This is a genomic window from Proteus sp. STS61-E, assembly GCF_040932335.1.
GTDB lineage: Bacteria > Pseudomonadota > Gammaproteobacteria > Enterobacterales > Enterobacteriaceae > Proteus > Proteus mirabilis_B.
The window spans coordinates 112,496-137,394 of sequence record NZ_JBFQGE010000005.1 but is presented as its reverse complement, the minus strand read 5'-3'; the positions used below and the strand labels follow the sequence as shown (position 1 = coordinate 137,394).

The 24,899-nt window shown below is 38.8% G+C and carries 21 protein-coding genes; 18 read left to right on the top strand and 3 right to left on the bottom strand.

Annotated features, from left to right (window positions below; all coding sequences use genetic code 11):
* Positions 1-17: 17 nt before the first annotated feature.
* The 16 genes from sfsA to AB4J89_RS12900 all read left to right on the top strand — a co-directional run bounded on the left by sfsA (position 18) and on the right by AB4J89_RS12900 (position 19,695).
* Positions 18-728 carry a DNA/RNA nuclease SfsA gene (sfsA, locus tag AB4J89_RS12975; protein WP_088493604.1) on the top strand — a complete coding sequence of 237 codons (711 nt, stop codon included), beginning with the start codon at positions 18-20 and terminating at the stop codon, positions 726-728.
* 196 nt (positions 729-924) lie between these two features.
* Complete coding sequence (gene dksA / locus AB4J89_RS12970; RefSeq protein WP_023580786.1) at positions 925-1,380, top strand: RNA polymerase-binding protein DksA; 456 nt, start codon at positions 925-927, stop codon at positions 1,378-1,380.
* A 53-nt stretch (positions 1,381-1,433) separates the two neighbouring features.
* Entirely contained in the window at positions 1,434-2,345 is a 912-nt protein-coding gene (gene gluQRS / locus AB4J89_RS12965; protein ID WP_088493605.1) for a tRNA glutamyl-Q(34) synthetase GluQRS, read from the top strand.
* Between the two features lie 37 nt (positions 2,346-2,382).
* Positions 2,383-3,990, top strand: coding sequence for a polynucleotide adenylyltransferase PcnB (gene pcnB / locus AB4J89_RS12960; RefSeq protein ID WP_102949405.1), 1,608 nt, complete (start codon positions 2,383-2,385; stop codon positions 3,988-3,990).
* Positions 3,983-4,477, top strand: a complete 495-nt coding sequence (gene folK / locus AB4J89_RS12955) for a 2-amino-4-hydroxy-6-hydroxymethyldihydropteridine diphosphokinase (protein WP_088493607.1) — start codon at positions 3,983-3,985, stop codon at positions 4,475-4,477. The genes pcnB and folK overlap by 8 nt, the downstream gene beginning before the upstream one ends.
* 359 nt (positions 4,478-4,836) lie before the next feature.
* Entirely contained in the window at positions 4,837-5,628 is a 792-nt protein-coding gene (gene panB, locus AB4J89_RS12950; RefSeq protein ID WP_368469512.1) for a 3-methyl-2-oxobutanoate hydroxymethyltransferase, read from the top strand.
* Positions 5,629-5,670: 42 nt separating this feature from the next.
* A complete protein-coding gene (panC, locus tag AB4J89_RS12945; RefSeq protein ID WP_368469510.1) occupies positions 5,671-6,525 on the top strand; it encodes a pantoate--beta-alanine ligase in 855 nt (284 codons plus the stop codon).
* Between the two features lie 25 nt (positions 6,526-6,550).
* Positions 6,551-6,931 carry an aspartate 1-decarboxylase gene (gene panD / locus AB4J89_RS12940; RefSeq protein WP_064719124.1) on the top strand — a complete coding sequence of 127 codons (381 nt, stop codon included), beginning with the start codon at positions 6,551-6,553 and terminating at the stop codon, positions 6,929-6,931.
* A 232-nt stretch (positions 6,932-7,163) separates the two neighbouring features.
* Positions 7,164-7,796 carry a response regulator gene (locus AB4J89_RS12935; RefSeq protein ID WP_368469508.1) on the top strand — a complete coding sequence of 211 codons (633 nt, stop codon included), beginning with the start codon at positions 7,164-7,166 and terminating at the stop codon, positions 7,794-7,796.
* Position 7,797: 1 nt separating this feature from the next.
* Positions 7,798-9,354, top strand: coding sequence for an MASE1 domain-containing protein (locus AB4J89_RS12930; protein ID WP_349473495.1), 1,557 nt, complete (start codon positions 7,798-7,800; stop codon positions 9,352-9,354).
* A 67-nt stretch (positions 9,355-9,421) separates the two neighbouring features.
* On the top strand, positions 9,422-10,774 hold the full coding sequence (gene uhpC / locus AB4J89_RS12925; protein ID WP_227719039.1) for an MFS transporter family glucose-6-phosphate receptor UhpC: 1,353 nt from the start codon (positions 9,422-9,424) through the stop codon (positions 10,772-10,774).
* A 2-nt stretch (positions 10,775-10,776) separates the two neighbouring features.
* Complete coding sequence (locus AB4J89_RS12920) at positions 10,777-11,808, top strand: ABC transporter substrate-binding protein (protein WP_069368510.1); 1,032 nt, start codon at positions 10,777-10,779, stop codon at positions 11,806-11,808.
* Between the two features lie 74 nt (positions 11,809-11,882).
* Complete coding sequence (locus tag AB4J89_RS12915) at positions 11,883-13,961, top strand: iron ABC transporter permease (RefSeq protein ID WP_088493613.1); 2,079 nt, start codon at positions 11,883-11,885, stop codon at positions 13,959-13,961.
* A gap of 15 nt (positions 13,962-13,976) precedes the next feature.
* Positions 13,977-15,017 carry a ferric ABC transporter ATP-binding protein gene (fbpC, locus tag AB4J89_RS12910; protein ID WP_088493614.1) on the top strand — a complete coding sequence of 347 codons (1,041 nt, stop codon included), beginning with the start codon at positions 13,977-13,979 and terminating at the stop codon, positions 15,015-15,017.
* A gap of 225 nt (positions 15,018-15,242) precedes the next feature.
* Positions 15,243-17,315, top strand: coding sequence for a TonB-dependent receptor (locus tag AB4J89_RS12905; RefSeq protein ID WP_368469503.1), 2,073 nt, complete (start codon positions 15,243-15,245; stop codon positions 17,313-17,315).
* A gap of 10 nt (positions 17,316-17,325) precedes the next feature.
* On the top strand, positions 17,326-19,695 hold the full coding sequence (locus AB4J89_RS12900; RefSeq protein ID WP_311755370.1) for a TonB-dependent receptor: 2,370 nt from the start codon (positions 17,326-17,328) through the stop codon (positions 19,693-19,695).
* A 240-nt stretch (positions 19,696-19,935) separates the two neighbouring features.
* On the opposite strand, the gene AB4J89_RS12895 is transcribed toward AB4J89_RS12900, so the two are convergent.
* Together AB4J89_RS12895 and dsdX are read right to left on the bottom strand one after the other, a co-directional pair.
* Positions 19,936-21,264 (bottom strand): D-serine ammonia-lyase, encoded by a 1,329-nt coding sequence (locus AB4J89_RS12895; RefSeq protein WP_088493616.1) that lies wholly within the window; start codon positions 21,262-21,264, stop codon positions 19,936-19,938.
* Between the two features lie 12 nt (positions 21,265-21,276).
* A complete protein-coding gene (dsdX, locus tag AB4J89_RS12890; RefSeq protein ID WP_100159298.1) occupies positions 21,277-22,614 on the bottom strand; it encodes a D-serine transporter DsdX in 1,338 nt (445 codons plus the stop codon).
* Positions 22,615-22,837: 223 nt separating this feature from the next.
* Here dsdX and dsdC point away from each other — a divergent pair, with 223 nt between their 5' ends.
* Both dsdC and AB4J89_RS12880 read left to right on the top strand, forming a co-directional pair.
* Positions 22,838-23,782, top strand: coding sequence for a DNA-binding transcriptional regulator DsdC (dsdC, locus tag AB4J89_RS12885; protein ID WP_088493618.1), 945 nt, complete (start codon positions 22,838-22,840; stop codon positions 23,780-23,782).
* An 18-nt stretch (positions 23,783-23,800) separates the two neighbouring features.
* Entirely contained in the window at positions 23,801-24,457 is a 657-nt protein-coding gene (locus tag AB4J89_RS12880; RefSeq protein ID WP_368469499.1) for a hypothetical protein, read from the top strand.
* A gap of 80 nt (positions 24,458-24,537) precedes the next feature.
* On the opposite strand, the gene AB4J89_RS12875 is transcribed toward AB4J89_RS12880, so the two are convergent.
* Positions 24,538-24,891, bottom strand: coding sequence for a hypothetical protein (locus AB4J89_RS12875; RefSeq protein ID WP_088493620.1), 354 nt, complete (start codon positions 24,889-24,891; stop codon positions 24,538-24,540).
* Positions 24,892-24,899: the final 8 nt, after the last annotated feature.

Genomic DNA, 24,899 nt, shown 5'->3' with positions numbered 1-24,899 from the left:
TTTTCATCGGAGTCGTCATGAAATTTGAGCAACCGCTACAATCTGCCACTTTACTAAAACGATATAAGCGTTTTTTAGCAGACGTTGTTACCCCAAATGGGGAAGAATTCACGCTCCATTGCGCCAACACAGGTGCAATGACGGGATGTGCGACACCCGGTGATACCGTTTGGTACTCCACCTCTTCAAATGCAAAAAGAAAATATCCGCATAGCTGGGAACTGACTCAAACTCAAACCGATGATTGGATTTGTGTAAATACCTTAAGAGCGAATGGAATTATTGCTGATGCTATTGAGGCGGGTGACATTCCAGAATTATCTGAGTATGACGAGATAAAACGAGAAGTGAAATACGGTAGTGAGAACAGCCGTATTGACATTTTACTTAAATCAAATCATAAAGTTGACTGTTATATTGAAGTGAAGTCAGTCACCTTGCTAGACAACGGTATGGGCTATTTCCCTGATGCAAAGACAGAACGCGGTCAGAAACATCTTCGAGAGTTGACGGCTATCGCAAAATTGGGTTTAAGGGCTGTCTTATTCTACGCAGTTCCCCATACTGGGATTACGGAAGTGACTGTTGCTAAAGAGATTGACCCAGCCTATGCTTCACTGCTAAAAGAAGCCAGTGATGCAGGGGTTGAAATCTTGTGTTATCGCATCAATATTAGTGAATACAATTTAACAATTGGACAGCAATTACCTTTTATTTCAAATAGTTAATTTAAAACCGTGGTATTAGTTAAGCATTTTTTAACTAAAAAGGGACATTTACTTGCGTGCCTTCACACCATGAGAAAACTTATTGAAGGAATAATTGCTATCCTCGCGGGCATCTGCTATTTATAGCGCCCTATTTTTTCCCCTTCCTGTTTTGAAGGTGGGGATTATTCAGAAATGCGTATGTAGGAGAAGCATTATGCAAGAAGGGCAAAAGCGTAAAACATCGTCCATGAGCATTCTCGCTATTGCTGGCGTTGAGCCATATCAGGAAAAAGCGGGCGAAGAGTACATGAACGAAGCCCAATTAGCGCATTTTAAGCTAATACTTGAATCTTGGCGCAATCAGCTCAGGGATGAAGTCAACCGCACCGTTACTCATATGCAAGATGAGGCGGCAAACTTCCCCGATCCCGTTGACCGTGCTGCACAAGAAGAAGAATTCAGTCTTGAGCTGCGTAACCGTGATCGTGAACGTAAACTCATTAAGAAAATCGAGAAAACACTGAAAAAAGTCGAAGATGATGACTTTGGTTTCTGTGAATCTTGTGGAGTGGAAATCGGTATTCGCCGTTTAGAAGCTCGTCCTACAGCCGATTTATGTATCGACTGTAAAACATTAGCTGAAATCCGTGAAAAGCAGATGGCTGGCTAATAATGAGCAAACGCCTCGACCTAATACGTTGAGGCGTTCATCTGAATCTTTCGATGCACGAGATTACAGGCTATATTGGGCGCTTTGCGCCATCGCCAACGGGTCAACTTCATTTTGGCTCATTGGTTACTGCACTTGGCAGTTATCTTCAAGCTCGCGCACACCACGGGCGTTGGCTTCTACGCATCGATGATATCGACCCTCTTAGAGAACCTCCCGGTACTGCATCCCAAATTATTCGCACATTAGAACATTATGGTTTGTTCTGGGATAAAGAGATCCTCTATCAATCGCAACGCCATGATGCTTACCGTGAAATTTTATACACTCTTTGGAAAGAAGGTGTTTGCTACCATTGTCATTGTAGTCGTCATCGTTTACATGACTTAGGGGGCGTGTATGATAACCACTGTCGTCACCGTGAGCCACCCACCAATAATGTGACTCCTTTTGATAAAGAAAGTGCATGGAGGTTGATCCAACAGCATCCTGTTTATCATTTTGAAGATGTTATTCAAGGTACATATTATTCAAAGAGTACGTCTATCGTGTTAGAAGATATGATTATTCACAGAAAAGATAACTTATTTGCGTATAATCTAGTGACGGTGATTGATGATAGTTATCAGGGTGTAACCGAAGTTGTTAGAGGTGCTGATCTACTTGATCCCACGTTGCGACAAATCAGTTTACATAAACAACTGAATTTACCTATTCCGCATTATGCTCATTTACCTTTAGCAATAAATCATGACGGTAATAAATTATCAAAACAAAATCACGCGCATGCGTTACCAGATACTGATCCAAGACCCGTCATTATCGATGCTTTACGGTTTCTCAATCAGCCTATTATTGCGGGTTGGCAAGATTATTCGTTAGCATCATTGTTAGAGATTGCGACTGCACAGTGGTCACCTTCTGAGATTTTAAAACAAAATCATCAGCAACAAGGGTATGAATAAACCACACAAAGCATTCTCAAAAAATGTTCAGTAGGCTATGATTAGCCGCTTAATTTTTTTAATTATTAGAATTTATTATTCGAGGTGTCATATTTTTAATCGAGTAGCACATTTCTGCCGTAATCTGCTAGGGCGACAAACAACGTCATCAGACACACAACCGGTAGCAAGTGAAAGGCCAGTCACTGCATCTGACCGACCAATACAAGAAACACAGAAACCTGTGCGTCGGCGTCCTGCTATATCCGCAGACCGTCCCCGTAAAAAAAAGAGTAATAAAGAAAAGGCGAACGGGAGTGATTTGCCAATGACTGTGATCCCAAGAGATCAACACCCAATTTCACGTAAAGACATCAGTGATAATGCATTAAAAGTGCTTTATCGCCTCAACAACTCAGGCTTTCAGGCTTATTTAGTGGGTGGTGGTGTCCGTGACTTATTACTGGGAAAAAAACCAAAAGATTTTGATATTGCCACTAATGCAACACCTGAAGATGTACGTCGATTATTCCGCAACAGCCGTTTAGTCGGTCGTCGTTTCCGTCTTGCTCATATTATGTTTGGCCCTGAAGTAATCGAGGTTGCGACTTTCCGTGGCTCTCATGAAGATCATGAGGTTTCAGACAATAACCAATCTCAGCAAGCACAAAGCGGCATGTTACTGCGCGACAATATTTTTGGCTCAATTGAAGAAGATGCCATTCGTCGTGACTTTACATTAAACAGCCTTTATTACGGTGTTGATGATTTTGCTGTACGTGATTACGTTGGCGGTTTAGCGGATCTAAAAGCAGGTATTATTCGCTTAATTGGCGATCCTGAAACACGCTATCGCGAAGATCCCGTCAGAATGCTTAGAGCCATTCGCTTTGCCAGCAAATTGGATATGCAAATTGCACCTGAAACCGCAGAGCCAATTGGCAGACTCGCCCCTTTATTACGTAATATTCCATCGGCTCGCCTTTTTGAAGAGTCACTAAAATTATTACAAACAGGGCAAGGCTACAAAACTTACAAGTTAATGTGCCGCCATCAATTACTTGAGCCACTGTTTCCGCTGATTGCTTCTAAAATGACGGAGCAACATGATACGCCGATGGAGAGAATGTTAGATCAAGTTCTCAAAAATACAGACTATCGCATTAATAAAGAGATGCGAGTCAATCCGGCGTTCTTATTTGCAGCAATGTTGTGGTATCCATTAATTGAACATGCCGAAAAATTAGTCCAAGAAAGTGGTCTTTCTTACTATGACTCTTTCTCTATGGCAATGAACGATATTTTAGATGAGCAATGCCGTACTATTGCGATACCAAAACGTATTACCACAACAATGCGTGATATCTGGCAATTACAGCAACGTTTACCTAAACGCCAAGGCCGTCGTGCGAATAAATTACTTGAGCACCCTAAATTCCGTGCAGCGTTCGATTTACTGGAATTACGTGCCAATGTACAACACAATCCAGAGCTTGAAGCGTTAGCAAGTTGGTGGGCTGATTTCCAAGCGTCTAACAATACGCAACAGCGTTCAATGGTATCTGAATTAGGTCAAGCACCTGTTCGCAAACGTCCGCGTCCACGTAAACGCCCTCGTCATCCAAGTGCAAAACCTGCATCTAGACAAGAGAGCACCAATGAATAAACAGAAGAAACGTGTTTATATCATTCTGGGAAGTAATTTGAATTCACCTGACGATCAGGTGAATTCAGCGATTAAAGCAATCAGTGAGATCCCACAAACAACATTGATTGCACAATCATCTTGGTATCGTACTCGCCCAATGGGACCTCAAGATCAGCCTGATTACCTAAATGTCGCTGTTGCGATTGATACAACATTAGCGCCAGAAGAGTTACTTGATAACACTCAAGCGATTGAATTGGCGCAAGGTCGTGTTAGAAAAGAAGGTAATCGTTGGGGACCAAGAACGCTTGATCTTGATATTATGTTATTTGGTGATGACGTGATCCAAACCGAGCGATTAACCGTACCTCATTACGGACTTAAAGTACGTGAATTTATGCTTTATCCATTAGCTGAATTAGCACCTGATCTTCGCTTTCCTGATGGTGAGTTATTAGCAGATAGACTGGTGTTAGTGCCTGAAAATGGCATGGAAAAGTGGTAACTTCACACTAATACGCCCTTAATGCTAAAGGTTGATACTTTAAAAAACATAAACAGTATCAGCCTATCTCTTCTCCTTTGCTTTCCCTCAATTTTTCAAACGTCCCTCACCGCCTCAATCTCTAAACTCTTCTATATTTATTTTTTACATATAACCAATTGATGAATATAAATAAAAATTATCATTTGTTATTTTTTATTACTCATTTAGTTACTTTTTCTTCGTTTTTAGTCCTTAAATGCTACAATCGAAAGCGGCTTTATTTTGATAATCCAATATTTTCTTTAATAAACAAACAATTATGTGAAGTAATTAATTTTATCTACACACAAAAAACGACAATGATGGAGTTTGTTACAATGAAACCCACTACGCTTTCAACGCTAAATCGCTATAAGCAAGAAAAGAAAAAATTCGCCACCATCACCGCTTACGATTCAAGTTTTGCCCGCCTTTTTGCACAAGAAGGTATTCAAGCCATGCTGATTGGTGATTCGTTAGGAATGACATTGCAAGGCCATAACAGCACGCTCCCCGTTACTGTTGAGCAAATTGCCTATCACACCCGCTGTGTAAGAGCAGGCGCACCTAATGCTTTCTTAATTGCCGATATGCCCTTTATGTCTTATTCAACACCTGAACAAGCTTGCCTTAATGCTGGCATTTTGATGCAAGCGGGTGCCAACATGGTGAAAATTGAAGGTGGAAGCTGGTTAATTCCTACCGTTAAAATGCTGGCTGAGCGTGCAGTTCCTGTCTGCATCCATTTAGGATTAACACCCCAGTCAGTTAATATTTTCGGGGGTTACAAAGTCCAAGGTAGAGAGCACGATGAAGCCGAACAATTAAAGCAAGATGCTATCGCCCTTGAAAATGCAGGTGCTCAATTGGCGGTATTGGAATGTGTTCCTGTTACTCTAGCGAAAACAATTACAGACGTATTAACAATGCCTGTTATTGGTATTGGCGCGGGTAATGTTACTGATGGGCAAATTCTTGTGATGCATGACTTATTGGGTTTAACTCCCCAAGCACCTAAATTCTCAAAAGATTTTTTACAAGAAGCAGGTTCATTAAAAGGTGCTGTCAGCCTTTATGTTCAACAAGTTGAACAAGGTCTGTTTCCCGAAGAAAAACATTCGTTTAACTGATTTATTATCTTAATTATCAATATCGTTTAAAGGAGTCACGCCATGCTAATTATTGAAACTACGCTTATCTTACGCAGAGAAATCAAGCGATTAAAGCAAGAAGGTAAACGCATTGCATTGGTTCCAACAATGGGTAATCTTCATGAAGGTCACCTAAAATTAATTGAAGAAGCCCGTATTCACGCGGATGTCGTGATAGCGTCTATATTTGTGAATCCACTTCAATTTGATAGAGAATCGGATTTAGCAAACTACCCGCGCACGTTGCAAGAAGATTGCGAGTTACTACGTGATAAACATGTCGATATTATCTTTGCACCTTCAGCGAAAGAGATGTATCCACACGGTATGGAAAACCAAACCACCGTTGATGTGCCTGTATTATCTACCGTATTAGAAGGTGCAAGCCGTCCTGGTCATTTCCGTGGTGTCACAACGGTTGTCAGTAAGCTTTTCAATCTTGTACAACCTGATGTTGCGATGTTTGGAGAAAAAGACTTCCAACAACTGCAAATTATCAAAAAGATGGTAAGTGATTTATGTATGGATATCAGCATCGTTCCTGTTGCTATCGTTCGTGACAAAAATGGTTTAGCGCTCAGTTCGCGCAATCGCCTATTATCTGATAGCGAAAAACAACAAGCTCCTGCACTTTATCAAGCAATGCAAGAAATCGCAGAACAATTAAAGTCGGGTGATCATGATGTCAATCAGTTACTGCAAAATGCAAAAAATACCTTAGAGCAGCAGGGTTTTCGTGCAGATGAGTGCTTTATTTGTGATGCAGATACACTCACACCATTAAGTGAAGAAAGCCGTCGAGCCGTTGTTTTAATGGCGGCATGGCTGGGTAATACACGCCTTATCGATAACCAGCAAGTTAATCTAGTGTCTTAATTATTAGAATATAGGAAACACAACAATGCTACGCACTATGTTACAAGGCAAACTTCATCGCGTAAAAGTGACACAAGCCGATCTTCATTATGAAGGCTCTTGTGCAATTGATCAGGATTTTATGGATGCCGCAGGTATTCTTGAAAATGAAGCGATCGACATTTATAACGTTGATAATGGCGAACGTTTTTCAACTTATGCCATTTGTGCAGAAAGAGGTTCACGAATTATTTCTGTCAACGGTGCTGCCGCTCGTCGTGCCGCCGTTGGTGATCGCTTAATTATTTGCTCTTATGTACAAATTCCTGACAGCGATGCGCGTAGCCATAAGCCAAATATTGCATATTTTGAAGACAACAATGAAATGAAGCGCATTGCCAAAGCGGTGCCTGTTCAAGTTGCTTAATCAATAAAATATTGTCCACTTCCCATAGGCAGAGGTTCCCTGCTTATGGGAAATAATAACAAGAACAATAAATAACCTATTGTTATTACTTGCTTGTCACGATTCACCTTGATAAAAACGAGATATAAGGTTCAAAACCGGGTTTCTTCTCCATTTTTCCTCGCTTATCTTTCTGTAGCTTGTTATAAATCATATAAGTATTGTCTGACTACTCTCTGACTAATAAAAAATTATGATAAAAGTTGCTTTAGTAGATGATCACATTGTTGTGCGTTCTGGTTTTGCACAACTCCTCATGCTAGAACCCGATATTCACATCGTGGGTGAATATTCTAATGGGCAAGAAGCATGGCCTTATTTAGCACATGACGATATTGATGTTGCCGTTATGGATCTCTCTATGCCCGGCGAAAGTGGTCTACAACTCCAAAGCCGTTTAAAACAAAAGCGCCCTGATTTTCGAACTATTATTTTAAGTATCTATGACACACCAGCCTTTGTTCAAAGTGCGCTAGACTCTGGTGCTCGTGGTTATTTAACCAAACGTTGCGGCCCTGAAGAGTTAGTACAAGCGGTACGCGCTGTACATCAAGGTGGTTGTTATCTCTGTTCTGATGCCATGAAAGCATTGCGACAAACACCTGAAAAAGAAGATGCACTACATACTTTAACACCTCGTGAAAGAGAGATCTTTAATCTGTTAGTTCAAGGTGTTAATGTCAAAACTATTGCCGTACAACTTAATCTTAGCCATAAAACCGTACACGTTCATCGAGCCAATATACTGGGTAAATTAGGCTGTGAAACCACCATCGATTTAGTTCATTTCGCCTTAAAGAATCAGTTGATCACAGGCTCGCTGTAATATGAAAAGAGGACTGCGTTTTCTTCTTCAATCCCTCTTTTTATTACTCACCTACTCTTTACTTTGGCTATCACTTTGGGTGATTGGCTTCTATTTAAGTAAAAATGGGCAACAAGCTGCCCTTTTCTTACCCCAAGGTCTACGACTAGCCCTGATAATTTTACTCTGGCGTCGCTTTTGGCTTCCGATGTTATTTGCAGAATGGGGGCTTTATTACTGGTTGGCGCAAGAGCAATTAATTACCCACACCATTATTTATCTTTCTCCAATACTAAGCCTCGTTGTTGCGCTAGAAGTTCAGCGTATTTGGTGGCGATATCCTCTTTATTGGCAACGCTTAACCCTATTAATTGGTGCCGTAGGTTTTAATAGCCTACTACAAGCCTTTATTCTCGGTTTCTTTATTAATACCACCAGCGGGATTTTCCTCACATCGGTAACGGGCGGCATATTACTCGCGCCTTTTGTCTTTTTACTTTATGAATATCTTCGTGAATTACAAAGTCGCGCCTTAGTCTCTGATGGTACTCCCGATCCTCCGCTAAGAACTTCCTTGCTGATGTGGGGATTTCTATTTTGCCTGATCGGGTTAAGTGCTCAGTTTTTCTTAACTCCCGAAATAGAGCGCTTATTAGTTATCCTTGTGTTTATTCCTAATGTCTTTATGGCTTACCGTTATGGCTGGCAAGGTGGCGTTTTATCCGCACTGTTAGGCAGTTTGATTATTACTTTTGCTCGCCAAGTTAATGGCGCTTTTAATGATTTGCGTGAGTTAGAAATGTTTTTAACCACACAAGCCATTATCGGTATTGGCTTAGGGATTGCGATTAGTCGCCAACAGCAACTTGCTCATAATTTACGTCATTACCGTTTACGCCTAGAACAAGAGTTACAAGCTCGTCGTGATCTAATGGAAAAACTGGTTCATACCGAAGAGGACGTGAAAAAAGCCATTGCTCGCGAATTGCATGATGAAATTGGGCAGAATATTACGGCGATCCAAATTCAATCAATGCTAATCAAAAGAACTGCGGATAACGACAAAACACGCCAAACCGGAGAGCAAATTGAACGGCTCGCCCTACAAATTCATCAATCCACACGTCAACTACTCCGACAATTACGCCCTCCTGTTTTGGAGGAGATGTCGCTTGAAAAAGCCCTTCATCATTTAATCAATGAGTTTGCTTTTGATGACAACGGCATTACCTGTAATTTTAATTACTCGTTAGATAAAGAGCCTGAAAACGAAACCATTATTTTTACCCTCTACCGTTTGGTGCAAGAGCTGTTAAACAACATTAGTAAACATGCTAATGCAACCTATATCCAAGTCTCACTGACTCAAAATCAAAATCGTTTACGGCTAATTATTAGTGACAATGGCGTTGGTATGTTGCCGACATCATTATCAGCACAACAAGGTAGTGGCTTTGGGTTACGCGGCATAGAAGAACGCATTCGCGCTTTAGGCGGAGAATGGGAAGTGATTAACCATCACGGTACGAAAATAATTGTTAACTTACCCACAAATTCAAAAGAAAACAGTGAAAACTAAGAATAAGTCTTAGTCATCTACAACCTTATCTCATTCTTTTTCGCGACATTTTTTTTACATTTGCAACATCAAAGAGGATGTTATGTCAGGTAAAAATTCGGCATCAATTAATAAGACCTATAATTTTTGGCGCAAAAATTTAATGCTGTCGATGATTATCGGTTATGCCACTTTCTATCTCACACGTAAAAGCGTCAACTTTGTCATGCCCGTTATGCAGGTTGAATTGAATTTAGATAAAGGAGATATCGGTTGGATAGCCAGCCTTTTTTATCTCACTTACGGTTTATCTAAATTTGTTTCCGGTATTTTCCATGATAAATGGGGATACCGTTGGTTTATGGGTGTGGGATTAGTCATGACAGGCATTATGAATATTATTTTTGCCTATTGTCTTTCGTTTCCCGCGCTGCTTTTGGTCTGGGCACTAAATGGTTTCTTTCAAGGCTTTGGTTGGCCGCCTTGTGCAAGGTTGTTAACACACTGGTATTCACGCAATGAACGCGGTTTCTGGTGGGGATTATGGAATATCTCAATCAACCTTGGCGGGATGAGTCTTCCCATTTTAACTGCGTGGCTAGCGACACATTATAGTTGGCAAGTCGCACTGCTTGTTCCCGGTATTATCGGCATCATCATCGGGTTGTGGTTGTGTGTACGATTAAAAGGTACTCCCGCAGAGGAAGGGCTTCCTACTGTGGGTGTGTGGCGGCGCGATGTTTTTGAATTACGTCAAGAGCAGTCATCTCCCCCTAAACCTATGCTAACTATTTTGAAAGAGACCATTTTATTTAACCGAATGATTTGGTTACTGGGTTTTTCCTATATTTTGGTTTATCTCATACGTATGGCGATTAACGATTGGGGAAATATCTGGTTATCAGAAACACATGGCGCCAACTTATTGAGTGCTAATGCCATTCTCTCTTTGTTTGAAGTGGGTGGCTTACTCGGGGCGTTATGTTCAGGCTGGGGCTCGGATTTATTATTCCGTGGCCAACGAGCACCAATGATATTGCTGTTTTCACTCGGACTTTTTACCGCAGTAACAGCACTTTGGTTAATTCCAATTCATCATTATGCTTTGCTCGCAGCTTGTTTTTTTAGTATCGGTTTTTTTGTGTTCGGACCACAGATGTTAATCGGGCTTGCTGCAACAGAATATTGCCATAAAAACGCAGCAGGCACGGTAACTGGCTACTTGGGATTGTTTGCCTATTTAGGGGCAGCAATGGCAGGTTGGCCATTAAGTCAGGTCATGGCGCATTATGGTTGGACTGGGATGTTTGCATTATTAACCAGTGCTGCGGCCTTAATGGGACTCTTACTAATGCCGTTGTTGATTGCTGATGTTAGCAAACAAGAGCATTTAGTTCGCCCACTTTCATTTTCCGATGACGACACATTTAAAAGGTTCTGAACATGAAATTGAAAACCCTCTCTACACTCGTTGCTGCTGGTCTGGCTCTTTCTGCGGTTAGCTTATCAACAAATGCAGCTGGTCGCTTAGTAGTTTACTGTAGTGCGACAAATGCAATGTGTGAAGCTGAAACAAAAGCTTTTGCCGAAAAGTATGATGTTAAAACGACCTTCGTTCGTAATGGTTCAGGAAGTACTTTAGCTAAAATCGAAGCTGAAAAACGTAATCCACAAGCTGACGTTTGGTATGGCGGTACAATGGACCCTCACTCACAAGCGGGTGAAATGGATCTACTAGAGCCTTATGTTTCTCCTAACCTCGATCAAATCATGCCACAATTTCGTGATCCCGCGAAACGCAAAGGGAACTACTCTTCTGCGGTTTATGTCGGTATTTTAGGTTTTGGCGTCAATAAAGATCGTTTAAAAGAAAAAGGCATCGCTATCCCAACGTGCTGGAAAGATTTAATTAAACCTGAATATAAAGGTGAAATTCAAATCGCTGATCCACAAAGCTCAGGTACAGCTTACACAGCTCTTGCAACCTTTGACCAATTATGGGGCACTGAACAAGCCTTTGATTATCTGAAGAAAATCAATACCAACATTTCTCAATACACCAAATCAGGTATTGCTCCAGCACGAAATGCAGCTCGTGGTGAAGCCGCCATTGGTATTGGTTTCTTACATGACTACTCATTAGAAGTTGAAAATGGCGCTCCACTTGAATTGATTTCACCTTGTGAAGGTACTGGCTATGAAATCGGTGGTGTGAGTATCATTAAAAATGCCCGCAATATGGATAACGCAAAATTATTCGTAGATTGGACACTCTCAAAAGAAGCTCAGGAAATTAGCTGGAAAGAAGGTAAATCTTACCAAATTCTAACCAATACCTCGGCTGAATCTTCACCAATGGCACTGAAATTATCAGACTTAAAACTCATTAACTACGACATGGATAAATATGGCGATAGCGAAGTGCGTAAAGAGCTGATTAATAAGTGGGTTACCGAAGTAAAAATGGGTAAATAGCTCATAAATAGAGCGAGATAACCTCTCGCTCTCTTTTTCTCATAATAATAAATACATTTACTCTCGGGGGATTTATGTCTCACACACTCGCTTTACCTGAAAAAAAGAGGCGGGAACCCATATTTTTATGGGTCCTAATTGCATGGATGGCATTTGCTTTACTGCCGTCATGGAGCCTGGATTACGGTCTTTTAGATTCTACAGCAGATGAATTGCTCACCTCTTACGGCTGGAGTAGCGTTAATATCAGTTGGCTCTGGTTTTTATTACCAAGTTTACTGTTATTTCGCCCATTAACTGCCCCTAAGCGTGAAAATCGCTCTCGCCACTATTTTGATGCAGGTTTTGCGCTGTTTTGTGCATTTATTGCAATCGTTAGTGCAACCCTCGAAGGACGTGGTTTAGGTTATTCTGCGATCATCCTCTTCATTTCTCTGGGAATGATCATGAAAACCGCCTTAACACGCCTTGAATGGCTGGGTGGTGATAGCTTTGTTATTGGCTCTTTAATCGCCGTTGTGGCGCTGATTGGTGCCTTTATCATCTTCCCAAGTATCGCTATTTTTATTCCGATGTTTAAAGATAGCGCGGGCAATTTTGCACCTTTTGAGTTTATCGCTATTTTAAGCCAAGCTCATATTGTGCAAGTGATGCTCAACTCTATTGTGCTCTCTATCGCAGTGGGTATCGGTTGTACTTTCTTTGGTTTAATTCTGGCAATTTATACGTCTCGTATTGCGGTACGTTCTGCCATTATTGGTCGTGTATTTTCTATCTTACCTATCGTTACGCCTCCTTTTGTTGTCGGTTTAGGGGTGACATTAATGATGGGACGCTCTGGCTATGTGACAGAGTTTCTCGCCACTTATGCAGGACTTGAAAATACCAACTGGTTATATGGTTTTACAGGGATTTGGTTAGCTCAAGTGCTCGCCTTTACCCCAATGTCATTTATGATTTTAGATGGCGCCATAAAAACTATTCATCCTTCATTAGAAGAAGCGTCTTACACCTTAAGAGCTAACCGCTATCAAACCTTCTTTAACGTCTTTATGCCGTTACTTAAGCCTGCGTTAGCCAATGCGTTTTTAATTGTGATTGTGCAATCTCTCGCCGACTTTAGTAACCCGCTGGTTTTAGGGGGCAACTTTGACGTTATCGCCACACAGATTTACTTCTATATCACAGGCTCTCAACTGGATTATCAATCAGCAAGTACATTAGGTGCGTCACTGTTAGTTTTCTCACTATTAGTGTTCTGTGTGCAGTATATGTGGATTGGTAAACGCTCTTACGTCACGGTATCTGGTAAATCTTATCGCGGTGACGTTCAACCTCTTCCGTCTTCATTGATTGCATTTGTGACTACTGTTTTAGGTATTTGGGTTGTCTTTAATATCCTGCTTTATGGCAGTATTTTCTACGGCAGTTTCACTGTTAACTGGGGGGTTGATTACACCTTAACACTCGACAACTTTATCAAACTATTTGGTCAAGGAATGAGTGACGGTGCATGGCCTTCGTTGTTAGATACCTTGTTATATGCAGGTATTGCAGCACCGATTACAGCCATTCTAGGACTATTAATTGCCTATATCGTGGTACGCCAAGACTTTAAAGGTAAGAAAAGTATCGAGTTCACGACAATGCTTTGTTTTGCTGTACCGGGAACCGTCGCAGGTGTCTCTTATATTCTTGCGTTTAATGACTCGCCTTTCTACTTAACGGGAACGGCTGCAATTGTCATTATCTCTATGACAATGCGTAATGTGCCGGTGGGAATACGTGCAGGTATTGCGGGATTAGGACAAATTGATAAATCGCTTGATGAAGCCTCTCTAAGTTTAAGAGCGAACTCAATGAGAACTATTTTCTATGTGCTATTACCGTTATTACGCCCTGCTATTTTATCTGCGCTGATTTATAGCTTTGTGCGTGCCATTACCACAGTCAGTGCCATCGTTTTCCTTGTTACACCAGATACTCGCGTTGCCACCGCTTATATTTTAAACCGTGTTGAAGATGGTGAATACGGCGTCGCAATTGCCTATGGCTCGATTTTAATCGTTGTGATGTTGGCAATTATTTTCTTATTTGACTATTTGATTGGCGAAGCCCGTGTTTCACGCTCTAAAGCCAAAAATGCACAGTAATACGGAGTATAAATCATGACACAACAACATTTCGTTGAACTGAAAAATGTCGTTAAGCGTTTTGGCTCTAACACGGTTATTGAAGAGCTCAGCCTGTCTATTCCACAAGGCAAAATGGTTTCATTATTAGGGCCTTCAGGTTGTGGTAAAACCACGGTATTACGTTTAGTTGCAGGGTTAGAAAAACCGACCGAAGGTAAGATTTTTATTGATGGTGAGGATGTTACTGACCGCTCAATCCAGCAACGTGATATTTGTATGGTGTTTCAGTCTTACGCCCTTTTCCCTCATATGTCTTTGGGGGAAAACATTGGCTATGGCTTAAAAATGCTAGGACGTCCTAAAGCTGAAATTAAACAACGTGTTTCTGAAGCCTTAGAGCTGGTGGATTTAGCCGGTTTTGAAGACCGCTTTGTTGACCAAATATCTGGTGGTCAACAGCAACGTGTTGCCTTAGCTCGTGCGTTAATTTTAAAACCTAAAGTACTGCTTTTTGATGAACCATTGAGTAACCTTGATGCGAACTTACGTCGTAGTATGAGAGAGAAAATTCGTGAGTTACAACAACAGTTTAATATCACATCACTTTACGTAACCCATGACCAAAGTGAGGCATTTGCGGTTTCTGATATGGTTTTAGTAATGAATAAAGGGAAGATAATGCAATTAGGTTCACCGCAAAATCTTTATCGCCAACCCGCATCTGAATTTATGGCAAGCTTTATGGGGGATGCCAACTTATTCCCTGCGACATTGGGCGCTGATTATGTTGATATATTCCAATATCGTTTACCAAAACCAGATACATTTAATACGACTAAAACAGAAGTGAGAGTCGGTGTTAGACCTGAAGCGATCACCTTATCTCAACAAGGCGATGCTTGTCAGCAATGCAAAATTGTCCATGTCGCTTATATGGGACCTCAATATGAAGTGACAGTGGAATGGCAAAATCAAACTTTGCTATTACAAGTCAATGCCACACAACTTCAACCTAATGTCGGCGATAGCTATTATCTGCAAATCCATCCTTATGGCATGTTTATTTTAGAATAAGCACCTTTAGCCTATTTTCTTATTTATCTTCAAGGCGCCATTATGGCGCCTTTTTATCTCTTCTTTTTTACATCCTTTCTTTTATTTTTTTATTATTAAATTACAAAAACTTATAGTGTTTTTATTATTTTAAAAAAATCATCACTTGCTAATGATAATTATATTTACTTACAATATTTACAAAATGTTATGTTATAACATTATAAATAAAGGAGGATTAATGGTATGAAGAAATCTATTTTTAACTACACAACACTTTTTATTTCAATAAGTTACTCTTTACTTGCAAATGCAGACCCTGCAACAAAATCGAAAGAAAGTCAGAATAATGAGGTATTAAAGGTCTATTCAACACCTTTACAGACGCCACAAGAGAAAATGGCAATCCCCGTTGCCGTTCTGACTCAAGAAGATCTACGCGCTAATCGGAGTGCATCTATTGCAGAAACGTTAACATCCTTACCGGGTTTTCATGCTAGTTTTTTTGGCGGTGGTTCGGTACACCCTGTTATTCGTGGAATGTCAGGAAATAGAGTCAAGGTATTACACAGTGGTAGTGATCTTATGGATGTTTCATCTATTGGCGCAGATCATGCGATCACTAGTGAACCCTTTTTAAGCCAGCGTATTGAAGTATTAAAAGGGCCTGCAACATTACTTTATGGAGGGGGAACAATTGGTGGTGCAGTAAATGTTATTGATAGCAAAATGCCTATGTCAGTACCTAAAAAAGGTTACGAGGGTGAATTACAGTATCAATACGATTCTGTTTCTAAAGGAAATACAGGATCAGCTGGATTAACATTAGGGCAAGATAATTTAGCGCTACGTATTGAAGGCACTAAACGTTATCAAAGCGATTACAAACAACCAGAATCTTTACATCAAGGAGAGCCTAGCCGTTTAGCTGGTTCTTATCAAGATAACCAATCTGCAAATATCGGTGCATCTTGGATCTTCGATGATGGTTATATTGGTATTGGTTATGGCGAGCAACACCGTCGATATGGGTTACCTGGTCATACTCATTTTCACGATCACGATGAAGATCACCCTCACTCACCTATTACCCCACCTTTAGCTGGTCATCATCATCATGATCATGAATACCCTGATGAACAACATGAACATGGTATTCCTTATATTGTTATGGAGAGTAAACGATGGGATCTTCGTGGTGAAAAAAACAATCCATTTGCCGGTATTGAATCTGTACGTTTCAGTGCAGCCAGAACCGATTATCATCATGATGAAAAAGAAGGTCATGAAGTCAGCACCCAATTTAAAAACAAAGGAGATGAATTAAGGTTTTCTTTTACACATCAACCAATTTTAGGCTGGCATGGCGTTATTGGTGGGCAATTTAATCAACGTGATTTTAGTGCTGACGGAGAAGAAGCCTATGTTCCCGCAACAAAAACAAAAAATCACTCACTCTTTTTATTAGAAGAATATCAATTAGGTGATTTTCGCTATGAATTAGGATTTCGCCAAGAGTGGCAATCACTGTTAAATAGAGAAACTCAAAAAAACAATAAACAAAGTGCATCTTCTGTTTCTGCCGGATTAGCGTGGAATTTGACACAAGACTATTTTTTAAATCTATCACTATCACACACAAAAAGATTACCCGTTGCAGAAGAGCTATACGCGAATGGTGTTCATGCAGCAAATCGGACTATTGAAAAAGGTGATCCTAATTTAACTGCAGAGACTGCAAATAATATTGATATTGGAATAACGAAAGTAACTGGAGATACTCAATTCAATATTAGTGCCTATTACAACCGTATAAATAATTATATTTATGGTCAATTTACTGGAGCTGAATTAAATAATGGCTATCGTTCATTACAATATGTTCAACATGATGCACAATTTAAAGGTGTAGAAGGAAATATTGATTATTACTATAACCAAGACAGCTTAATTGGTATTTCTGGTGATTATGTCAGAGCAAATTTACTGCATAACAAAGGAAATATACCAAGAATACCAACTTATCGATTAAGTGCTTATATTAAACATAGTTTTGCAGAAAACTTAACAGGACAAATTCGTGTTGACCATTTTGGAAAACAGAATAAAACAGCCGAGTATGAAACACCTACGGATGCTTATAACACAGTTAGCTTAGGCAGTGAATATATTGGTTATTTAGATAACACCGATTATACCTTGTATGCCAAGATTAATAATCTCTTTGATGCGAAAGGAAAAAATAGCACTTCTTATATTAAAGATGAAATGTATTTACCAGGTCGTAATATTATCTTAGGCACTACTCTTACATTCTAATATAAATATCATGAAAAAAAGTAAACTCTCTATTATCTTACTTATGCTTTTGTCATCTCCTTTATATGGAAAAGAGAGTCATGAAGATAAAAGCAAAGAAAAAGAAATCCCAAACGATGTAATAAAAGTTAAAGGTACACTAATAAAAAATAAAGAGACCTTCTCTTCTTTATTACTTAATAATCGAGAAGAAATAAAAGGAAAACAACTTGATCAAATAAAAACGAATACTATTGGTAATACCGTTGCAAAAGTCGCTGGAGTACAAGCCGAAGGTTTTGGCCCTAATGCTGCAAGACCAGTTATCCGAAGTTTATCAGGAAACCGTGTCGGCATTTTAGTCAATAATCTACCAATTAATGATATTTCATTTATTAGTGGAAATATGCCTATACCCATTGATATGAATAGAATTAATGAAATATCGATCAGTAAAAATTCTGAAGCCCTCTTTTATGGTGGTGGCACAAGCGGTGGTGCTATTCATTTATGGGATGACAGAATAATGACACAGTTACCAGAAAAAGCGATTTCAGGTACAGTGACATTTAATGGCAGCACTAATAACGGTAATGGTGGCTCTGCAAATATTAAATTCAGTGATGAACAAAATTGGATTTTTAATCTTTCTGGTGCATCAAAGCGTGTCTCTAGATATAAAATTCCAACACATTCTAAAGCGGGGGCTTGTTACAGCTTTCAGCAACTCAAAGAACACTTTGCATTACGAGATCAATGCCAAGTGGATATGAAAGTTTTTACCAGTCGTAATCCTGAAGCTTATCCTTATATTAGTGAATTCTGGAAAAAATATAAGATTGAATATGAGTTAAGTGAAGACGATAAATATACCTTTAAAGATAAAGATTATTTTTCAGGTATTGGCTATGTAGATAACGAAGCTAATTCACAATATAAACCCGGAAGTCCAACATCTATTGAACATGTTACTCCCCCTAAACATTATGTTGAAAATAATAATAAAGAGATCCCAAATAGTTTCCTAAAAAGCCAAAGTGGTAATGCATCTCTTTCTTATATTCGGGATGAAGGCTATATAGGTTTATCTGTTACTGACTTTCAGACGTCTTACGGTGTACCGGGATATGCTTATCTCACCACAAAAACCAGCCGAGAAATGTATAAACCTGTTTCGGTTTCAAACCATAATCGGCGGATAGATATACAAGGAAAACATGAACACTTAACGCCTTTTTTAAGGGACAGTGCTTTTTATTACTCTTATTCTGAATCTAAAGACGAAGAATTAGTGGGTCAAATCGCATCATCAGTCTTTGAGACTAAAAATCACCAATTAGCATTGGAAACTGCGCATGTGCCACTTTTCAATCGTTTGAATGGCGCTATTGGCGTTAATGGTAATTATCGTGATCTAAAAACCTCTGGTTATGATGCTTATTTACCGAGTGTATTAACCAAAGAATACGGCATATATTGGGTTGAATCTCTAACTTTATCTCCTTTTGAAATCACCGCGGGATACCGTAAAGGTCATACTCAGCACCATCTTAATATTCCAGATAATTATAATAGCGGTAGAGGACAAGGTTCGAATTTACAAAACCGTGATTTTGATACGAGTGCAAATACATTAGCATTATCTTTTACACCGATTGATGAATGGACATTAAAGCTACAACAGAATATTTCTTATCGAGCACCAGAAATTAATGAGCTTTATACACATGGACCTCATTATGCTTATCTGATTGAAGAACAAGGTAATAGTCAATTTAATACAGAGAAAAGTAAAAGTATTGAATTATCATCTGTTATTGAGATTGGTAATTTCTCTAATAAACTTAATTTATATAAAACTGACTACAGTGATTTTAAATTTAGGCGATTAACGGGTGTCAGCCGTGGTGGTGTTACCGTTATGGAATGGGATGAAACTGATCTCGAAACTAAAGGGCTAGAATACGAATTTAAATATCTATATGAAATGCCTCACGAGCATAATCTTACATTTACACTATTCGGTGATTTTGTCGAAAATAAGAGTAAAAGAAAGCTGTTTATTGCCGGTAATTACTTACCAAACTTACCTAATGAAAAACATGGTATTAGTATTAATTATCAACATGATGAATTAACAGCATTTAGTAGCGCAACTTACTATAAAAAACAGAAAGAGAGTGGTGGATTAATGTATGGTGGAGATATTACTTTTCCTTCCTATACTTTAGTCGATGCAGGTATTGGTAAAAAATATCACCTTGATAATCTAGATGTTTCGGTTGATTTTATTATTAATAATCTCACCAATACTGAAGCAAGGCCCGCATCTTCTCAATTAAAATACTTAGCCCCATTACCGGGTCGAAATTATGGGGTAAATGTCAAAATTGATTTTTAATCTATACAGATCCAACAAGAGATAAAGTAAGCGAGGCACCCAATGGGTGCCTCTTTTTTATAATAATACTACGACATTTTCCCCTGGTGTGACATCCTGGTGTGAATGTTTGATGTAACACTTGGTGTAACACATTGCTACGCTATTATTGTTTTAGATACTAATTAGAGATACTTGTACTACTCCCTTTATTTTTTAAGATGCTATCAGAACAAAAGCTGATAGCACCCGTTCTACGCTCTATTTTCCTTGAGCGAGATATTTTTGCATTTCATCCGCAGGAACCATACCACCGCCAGTCGCCCATACTAAATGCGTTGCATTTTGTATTTTCTGACTGTCTAGTGATAAACCTTGCAGATAATCTTTAGCTTGAGTGACATGAACAGCACCTGTCATTCCTGCTAAAGCCGAAGGTTCTAACTTAATCCCTTCTTCTTTATTTAATAAACTGAGTAAGTCATAAAGCTCTTGGTCATCAATAGTGTAATAACCATCAATTAAGCGCTCCATTGCACGACCTACAAAGCCTGATGCACGACCAACGGCAAGACCATCAGCGGCAGTGACGTTATCAATACCAATTTCTTGTACTGAGATGCCTTCATGTAATTGGGTATAAACGCCCAATAACATACAAGGTGAGTGCGTTGGCTCTGCAAATAAGCAGTGTACTGCGTCACCAAATGCCAGTTTTAGTCCAAAAGCAACACCACCAGGACCACCACCAACACCACAAGGCAGATAAACAAACAGAGGATGTTCACTATCAACACGAACACCTTGTTCTTCAAATTGGCGTTTTAAACGTAATCCCGCTACCGCATAACCTAAGAATAATGTTTTTGAGTTTTCATCATCGATAAAGAAACAGTTAGGATCTTTCTCTGCTTCTTTACGACCTTCTTCTACTGCGATACTGTAATCTTGTTCATATTCAACAACATTCACGCCATGTGAGCGTAATTTATCTTTCTTCCACTGACGTGCATCAGCAGACATATGAACACTCACGCTAAAACCTAATTTCGCACTCATGATCCCAATAGACATACCTAAGTTGCCTGTTGAACCTACCGCGATACTATATTGGCTAAAGAATTCACGGAATTTATCAGAAAATAATTTTTCATAATTATCATCTGTACTTAATAATCCCGCGTTAATCGCCAATTTCTCAGCATGAGTCAGTACTTCATAAATTCCACCACGTGCTTTAATTGAACCTGAAATAGGCAGATGACTGTCCTTTTTCAAACGCAATTGACCGCTAATGGAGGTGTTATAACGCTTTTCAAGAGCAACTTTCATCTTAGGAATATCAATCACTTCTGATTCGATGATCCCTTTAGTAACCGCTGTTTCTGGAAATGCTTTAGCTAAATAAGGTGCAAAACGTTGTAACCGTGCTTGTGCGTCAATTACGTCATCTTGTGTTAAACCAACATATGGAAGTCCCTGGTCAGTGGTGGTCACTTTTGGGTTAAACCAAACCACTTCTTTTAAGTCCACTAAGTCATTAACTAGTGGAAAATTACTTTTTAATTTATTTATATCTATATGGCTCATAGTCGTTCTCTTTTATATGACAAAAGAAAGCATAAATGTACCGCCTAATGCGACAAAGGAGGCAATAAAGGTCGCGACACTGTAAAAACGAAAAGTTTCACTTAAAGTTGCATTACAATACTGTTTCACTAACCAAAACAGTGAGTCTGTGACGATGGTACAACCAATAGCACCTGAACCAATTGCTAATGTAATAATTTCAGGGCTAATGTCTGGGTATAAAGGCATGAGTGGTGCAACAATTGCAGTAGCGCCCATCATTGCAACAGTTGCAGAACCAACGGCAGCATGAAGGATAATGGCGACTAACCAAGCCAATAAAATTGGATGCATATCTAAGTTAGAAAGAATTAACGCTAAAGATTCACTTAAACCACTACCTTTTAAAATGCCGTTAAAAGCACCACCCGCACCAATAATTAATAAGATGTTGGCAATAGAGCTAAAGCTATCTTCTGTTTTCTTTAATAAAGTATTCATGCCCATATTACGGCGAATACCTAACACATAATAAGCAACAAAGGCAGCAATAAACATCGCAGTAATTGGGTTACCAATAAACTGTAATGCAGTATAAACCGATGTACCTTTCGTCATATTTAATTCTGCTGCCGTTTTTATCAGCATCAGAACAATCGGTAATAAAACAGTAAACAGAGTAGCACCTAATGAAGGTAAATCTTTTTCTTCACGAATTTCCATATCAGAAAATTCTTCAGGTACGGTTTTAAATGGTAAGCGCTCGCCTAATATTTTTAAGAATAAAGGACCACCAACTAAAGATGCGGCTAAGCCCACTGCAAGACCCGCAACAATAACGGTTCCCATATCTGCCCCTAATTCATTAGTCACGAACAGAGCGGCAGGATGAGGAGGAACAATACAGTGAACAGCCATTAATGCTGTACATAAGGGGATAGCTAATTTTAATAATGATGTATTTGTTTTTTTCGCAATTGAGAAAGCAAGAGGAATAAGTAATACCACACCCACTTCAACAAAGAGTGTAATACCACAAATAAGACCAACCAATACCATAATAACGTCTGGAGATAACCAACGGCATTTTTGCAATGTAATACCGATGCGTTCTGCGGCACCTGATATTTCCATCATCTTACCAAGAATAGTGCCTAGACCGATAATTGCTGCTAAAAATCCTAACGTACCACCAATACCATTTTCAATCGCATTTACCATTTCTAAAGGGTTCATCTTCATTGCAGTACCCACAAAGAAGCTTGCCAATAGTAAGGCTAAAAACGGGTGAAACTTAAGTTTTATTATAGTAAAAACAATGAGCAAGATACTAATTATAAGAGTACCTAGCACCCATAACGTTGAATCCATATATCCATCCCAAATATTTTATTTATTGTTAATCATATTGAATATTAATCATTCGGCACTTACAAATGATGAAAATTTACACTAAGATGAACTCAATTAACTCAAATAAGTGATCTTAACCACAAATAATCACATTTGGATGAGTGGTGGCATGGTATTTCATCTTAACATTACCTTGATTGTTAACTAACGTTACTATCAATAATAAAATGAGAATAAAAGAATGTTTGAATCTTCTAGCGTGATTTTAAGAAATAAACGATTATCCAGTTATCAATTAGCAAGACTTCACACTTTTGAAGCAACAGGTCGTCACCTTTCATTTGCTTTAGCAGCAGAAGAATTGTCATTAACTCCCAGTGCTATTAGCCATCGTATTAATACACTAGAAGAAGAATTAGGAATTAAGCTATTTAACCGCTTTCATCGCCGAATTGAACTAACAGAAGAAGGTGAACGTATTTATTGGGCACTTAAAAAAACGTTAGAAGACATTAACCAAGAAATTTTAGATATCCATAACCAAGAAATCTCTGGTGTACTTACCGTTTATTCACGTCCTTCCATTGCGCAATGCTGGTTAGTACCTCGTATTTCAGATTTTACTGAACGTTACCCATCCATTGAATTAAATCTACTCACAGGAAATGATGATATTAACTTTCGAGGTTATGGTATCGACCTCGCAATCTATTTTGATGATAAGCAACTGCAAAATCTTTATTGTGAAGATTTAATTTCAGAATCTATTATTCCTGTATGCAGTCCCGAATACGCGAAAAGACATGAGCTTATCGGCAATATTCATCATCTTTCTAATTGCACTTTGCTACATGATAGACAAGCGTGGAGTAATAACTCTGATTTTGATGAATGGCAAGCTTGGAGTGAATATATGGGGCTTTCACTTTTTCCTAATCGCAGTAATATCTGTTTTGACCGTTCTGATCTTGCTGTTATTGCTGCAGTGAACCACTCAGGGGTGGCAATGGGAAGAAAACGTTTAGTACAGAAACAACTTGCTAATAAAGAATTAATTATTCCTTTTGATAATAGTGAGCTGTTTTGTGCTCAGCGTTACTACCTTGTCACTAGAAATGAAAAGAATAACGCTAAAGTACAGCTTTTCATTCAGTGGTTAAAAAAACAAATCAAGGAAAGTATGTAATTTCTTAAGGAAAATCCGATGAAAGAGATGACCTTTTCAACACAACAAATTATTGCGATTGCAGAATATGCAGGACTAATTGTCAGTAATAAAGAAAATATCACAGAAAATAAACGCTATATCCTAGTTGATTTACTGGATGTAAAAACAGATGAAGGGCTTTATTACGGGGCTGCGGTACTGGATTTTAGTAACGTTAATCGCAAAGCGCGTATTTTAGAATTTGGCGACGAAGGCTATCAACGTGCCCAAACTCGAGAGAAACAAATTCAAGACTATAAAAATAATCGAAAAGCCCAAGAGCCTGATACTTACCAGCCTTCTATTCATCGATATAGTCACTATACGGATTTTCAAATAAACCTAACCGCTATTTATCGTCGTTATGGTTATGAAATCGAATTTGATGCAGAAACCGAAAAAGTTTGGAGCTCTTTAGATCCCGATGGTGCGTCATTCGATTTACTCAAAAATGCCGATGATGCGCTTTCTTTATTAGAAGATTGTGAAATGACATGCTCTTATCATCAAGAAAACAAAGTATGGTCTGTCACTTCAGTAGAAAAAGACACTGTTGAACATAAATCACTCAACCGTGCTATTGCCGAATGCTTTTTATTAATGACAGATCATTATGCCGATGATTGGCCTAATATTGAAAATATTCTTTATTAAAATAAAAAATCATAAATAAAATCATTAATTATCAAATTATTATAGTTAATGATTTTAGATTTTATTACTAAGAATAGAATCTAACTCAAACACCGAAAGGCATCATTCTCACGGTAATAGTTAATTTCTTCAACTACCCACTGCAAGTTTTTTTGTTGAGCTTGCTGGGTTTGATAAAATAACGCTAAATCACAAACGACCATCCAGCCTCGTAAATTTTTATCTTCAACAATTTTTGGCATTTCCAGATCTTCATCATCAAGGTAAATCTCATCATCAGGTAATTCTTGAAGATAATCCCAAGGAATATAATAAAAAATCGCCTGATTAGGATCTCTATTCCAAGTTGCAATTTCCGTATAAATCCACTCATTAGATTCAAGTGTTGAAAGCGATGCTAATAACTCACTAAGCGTTTCAAATTTTTGTATCATTCTATTTC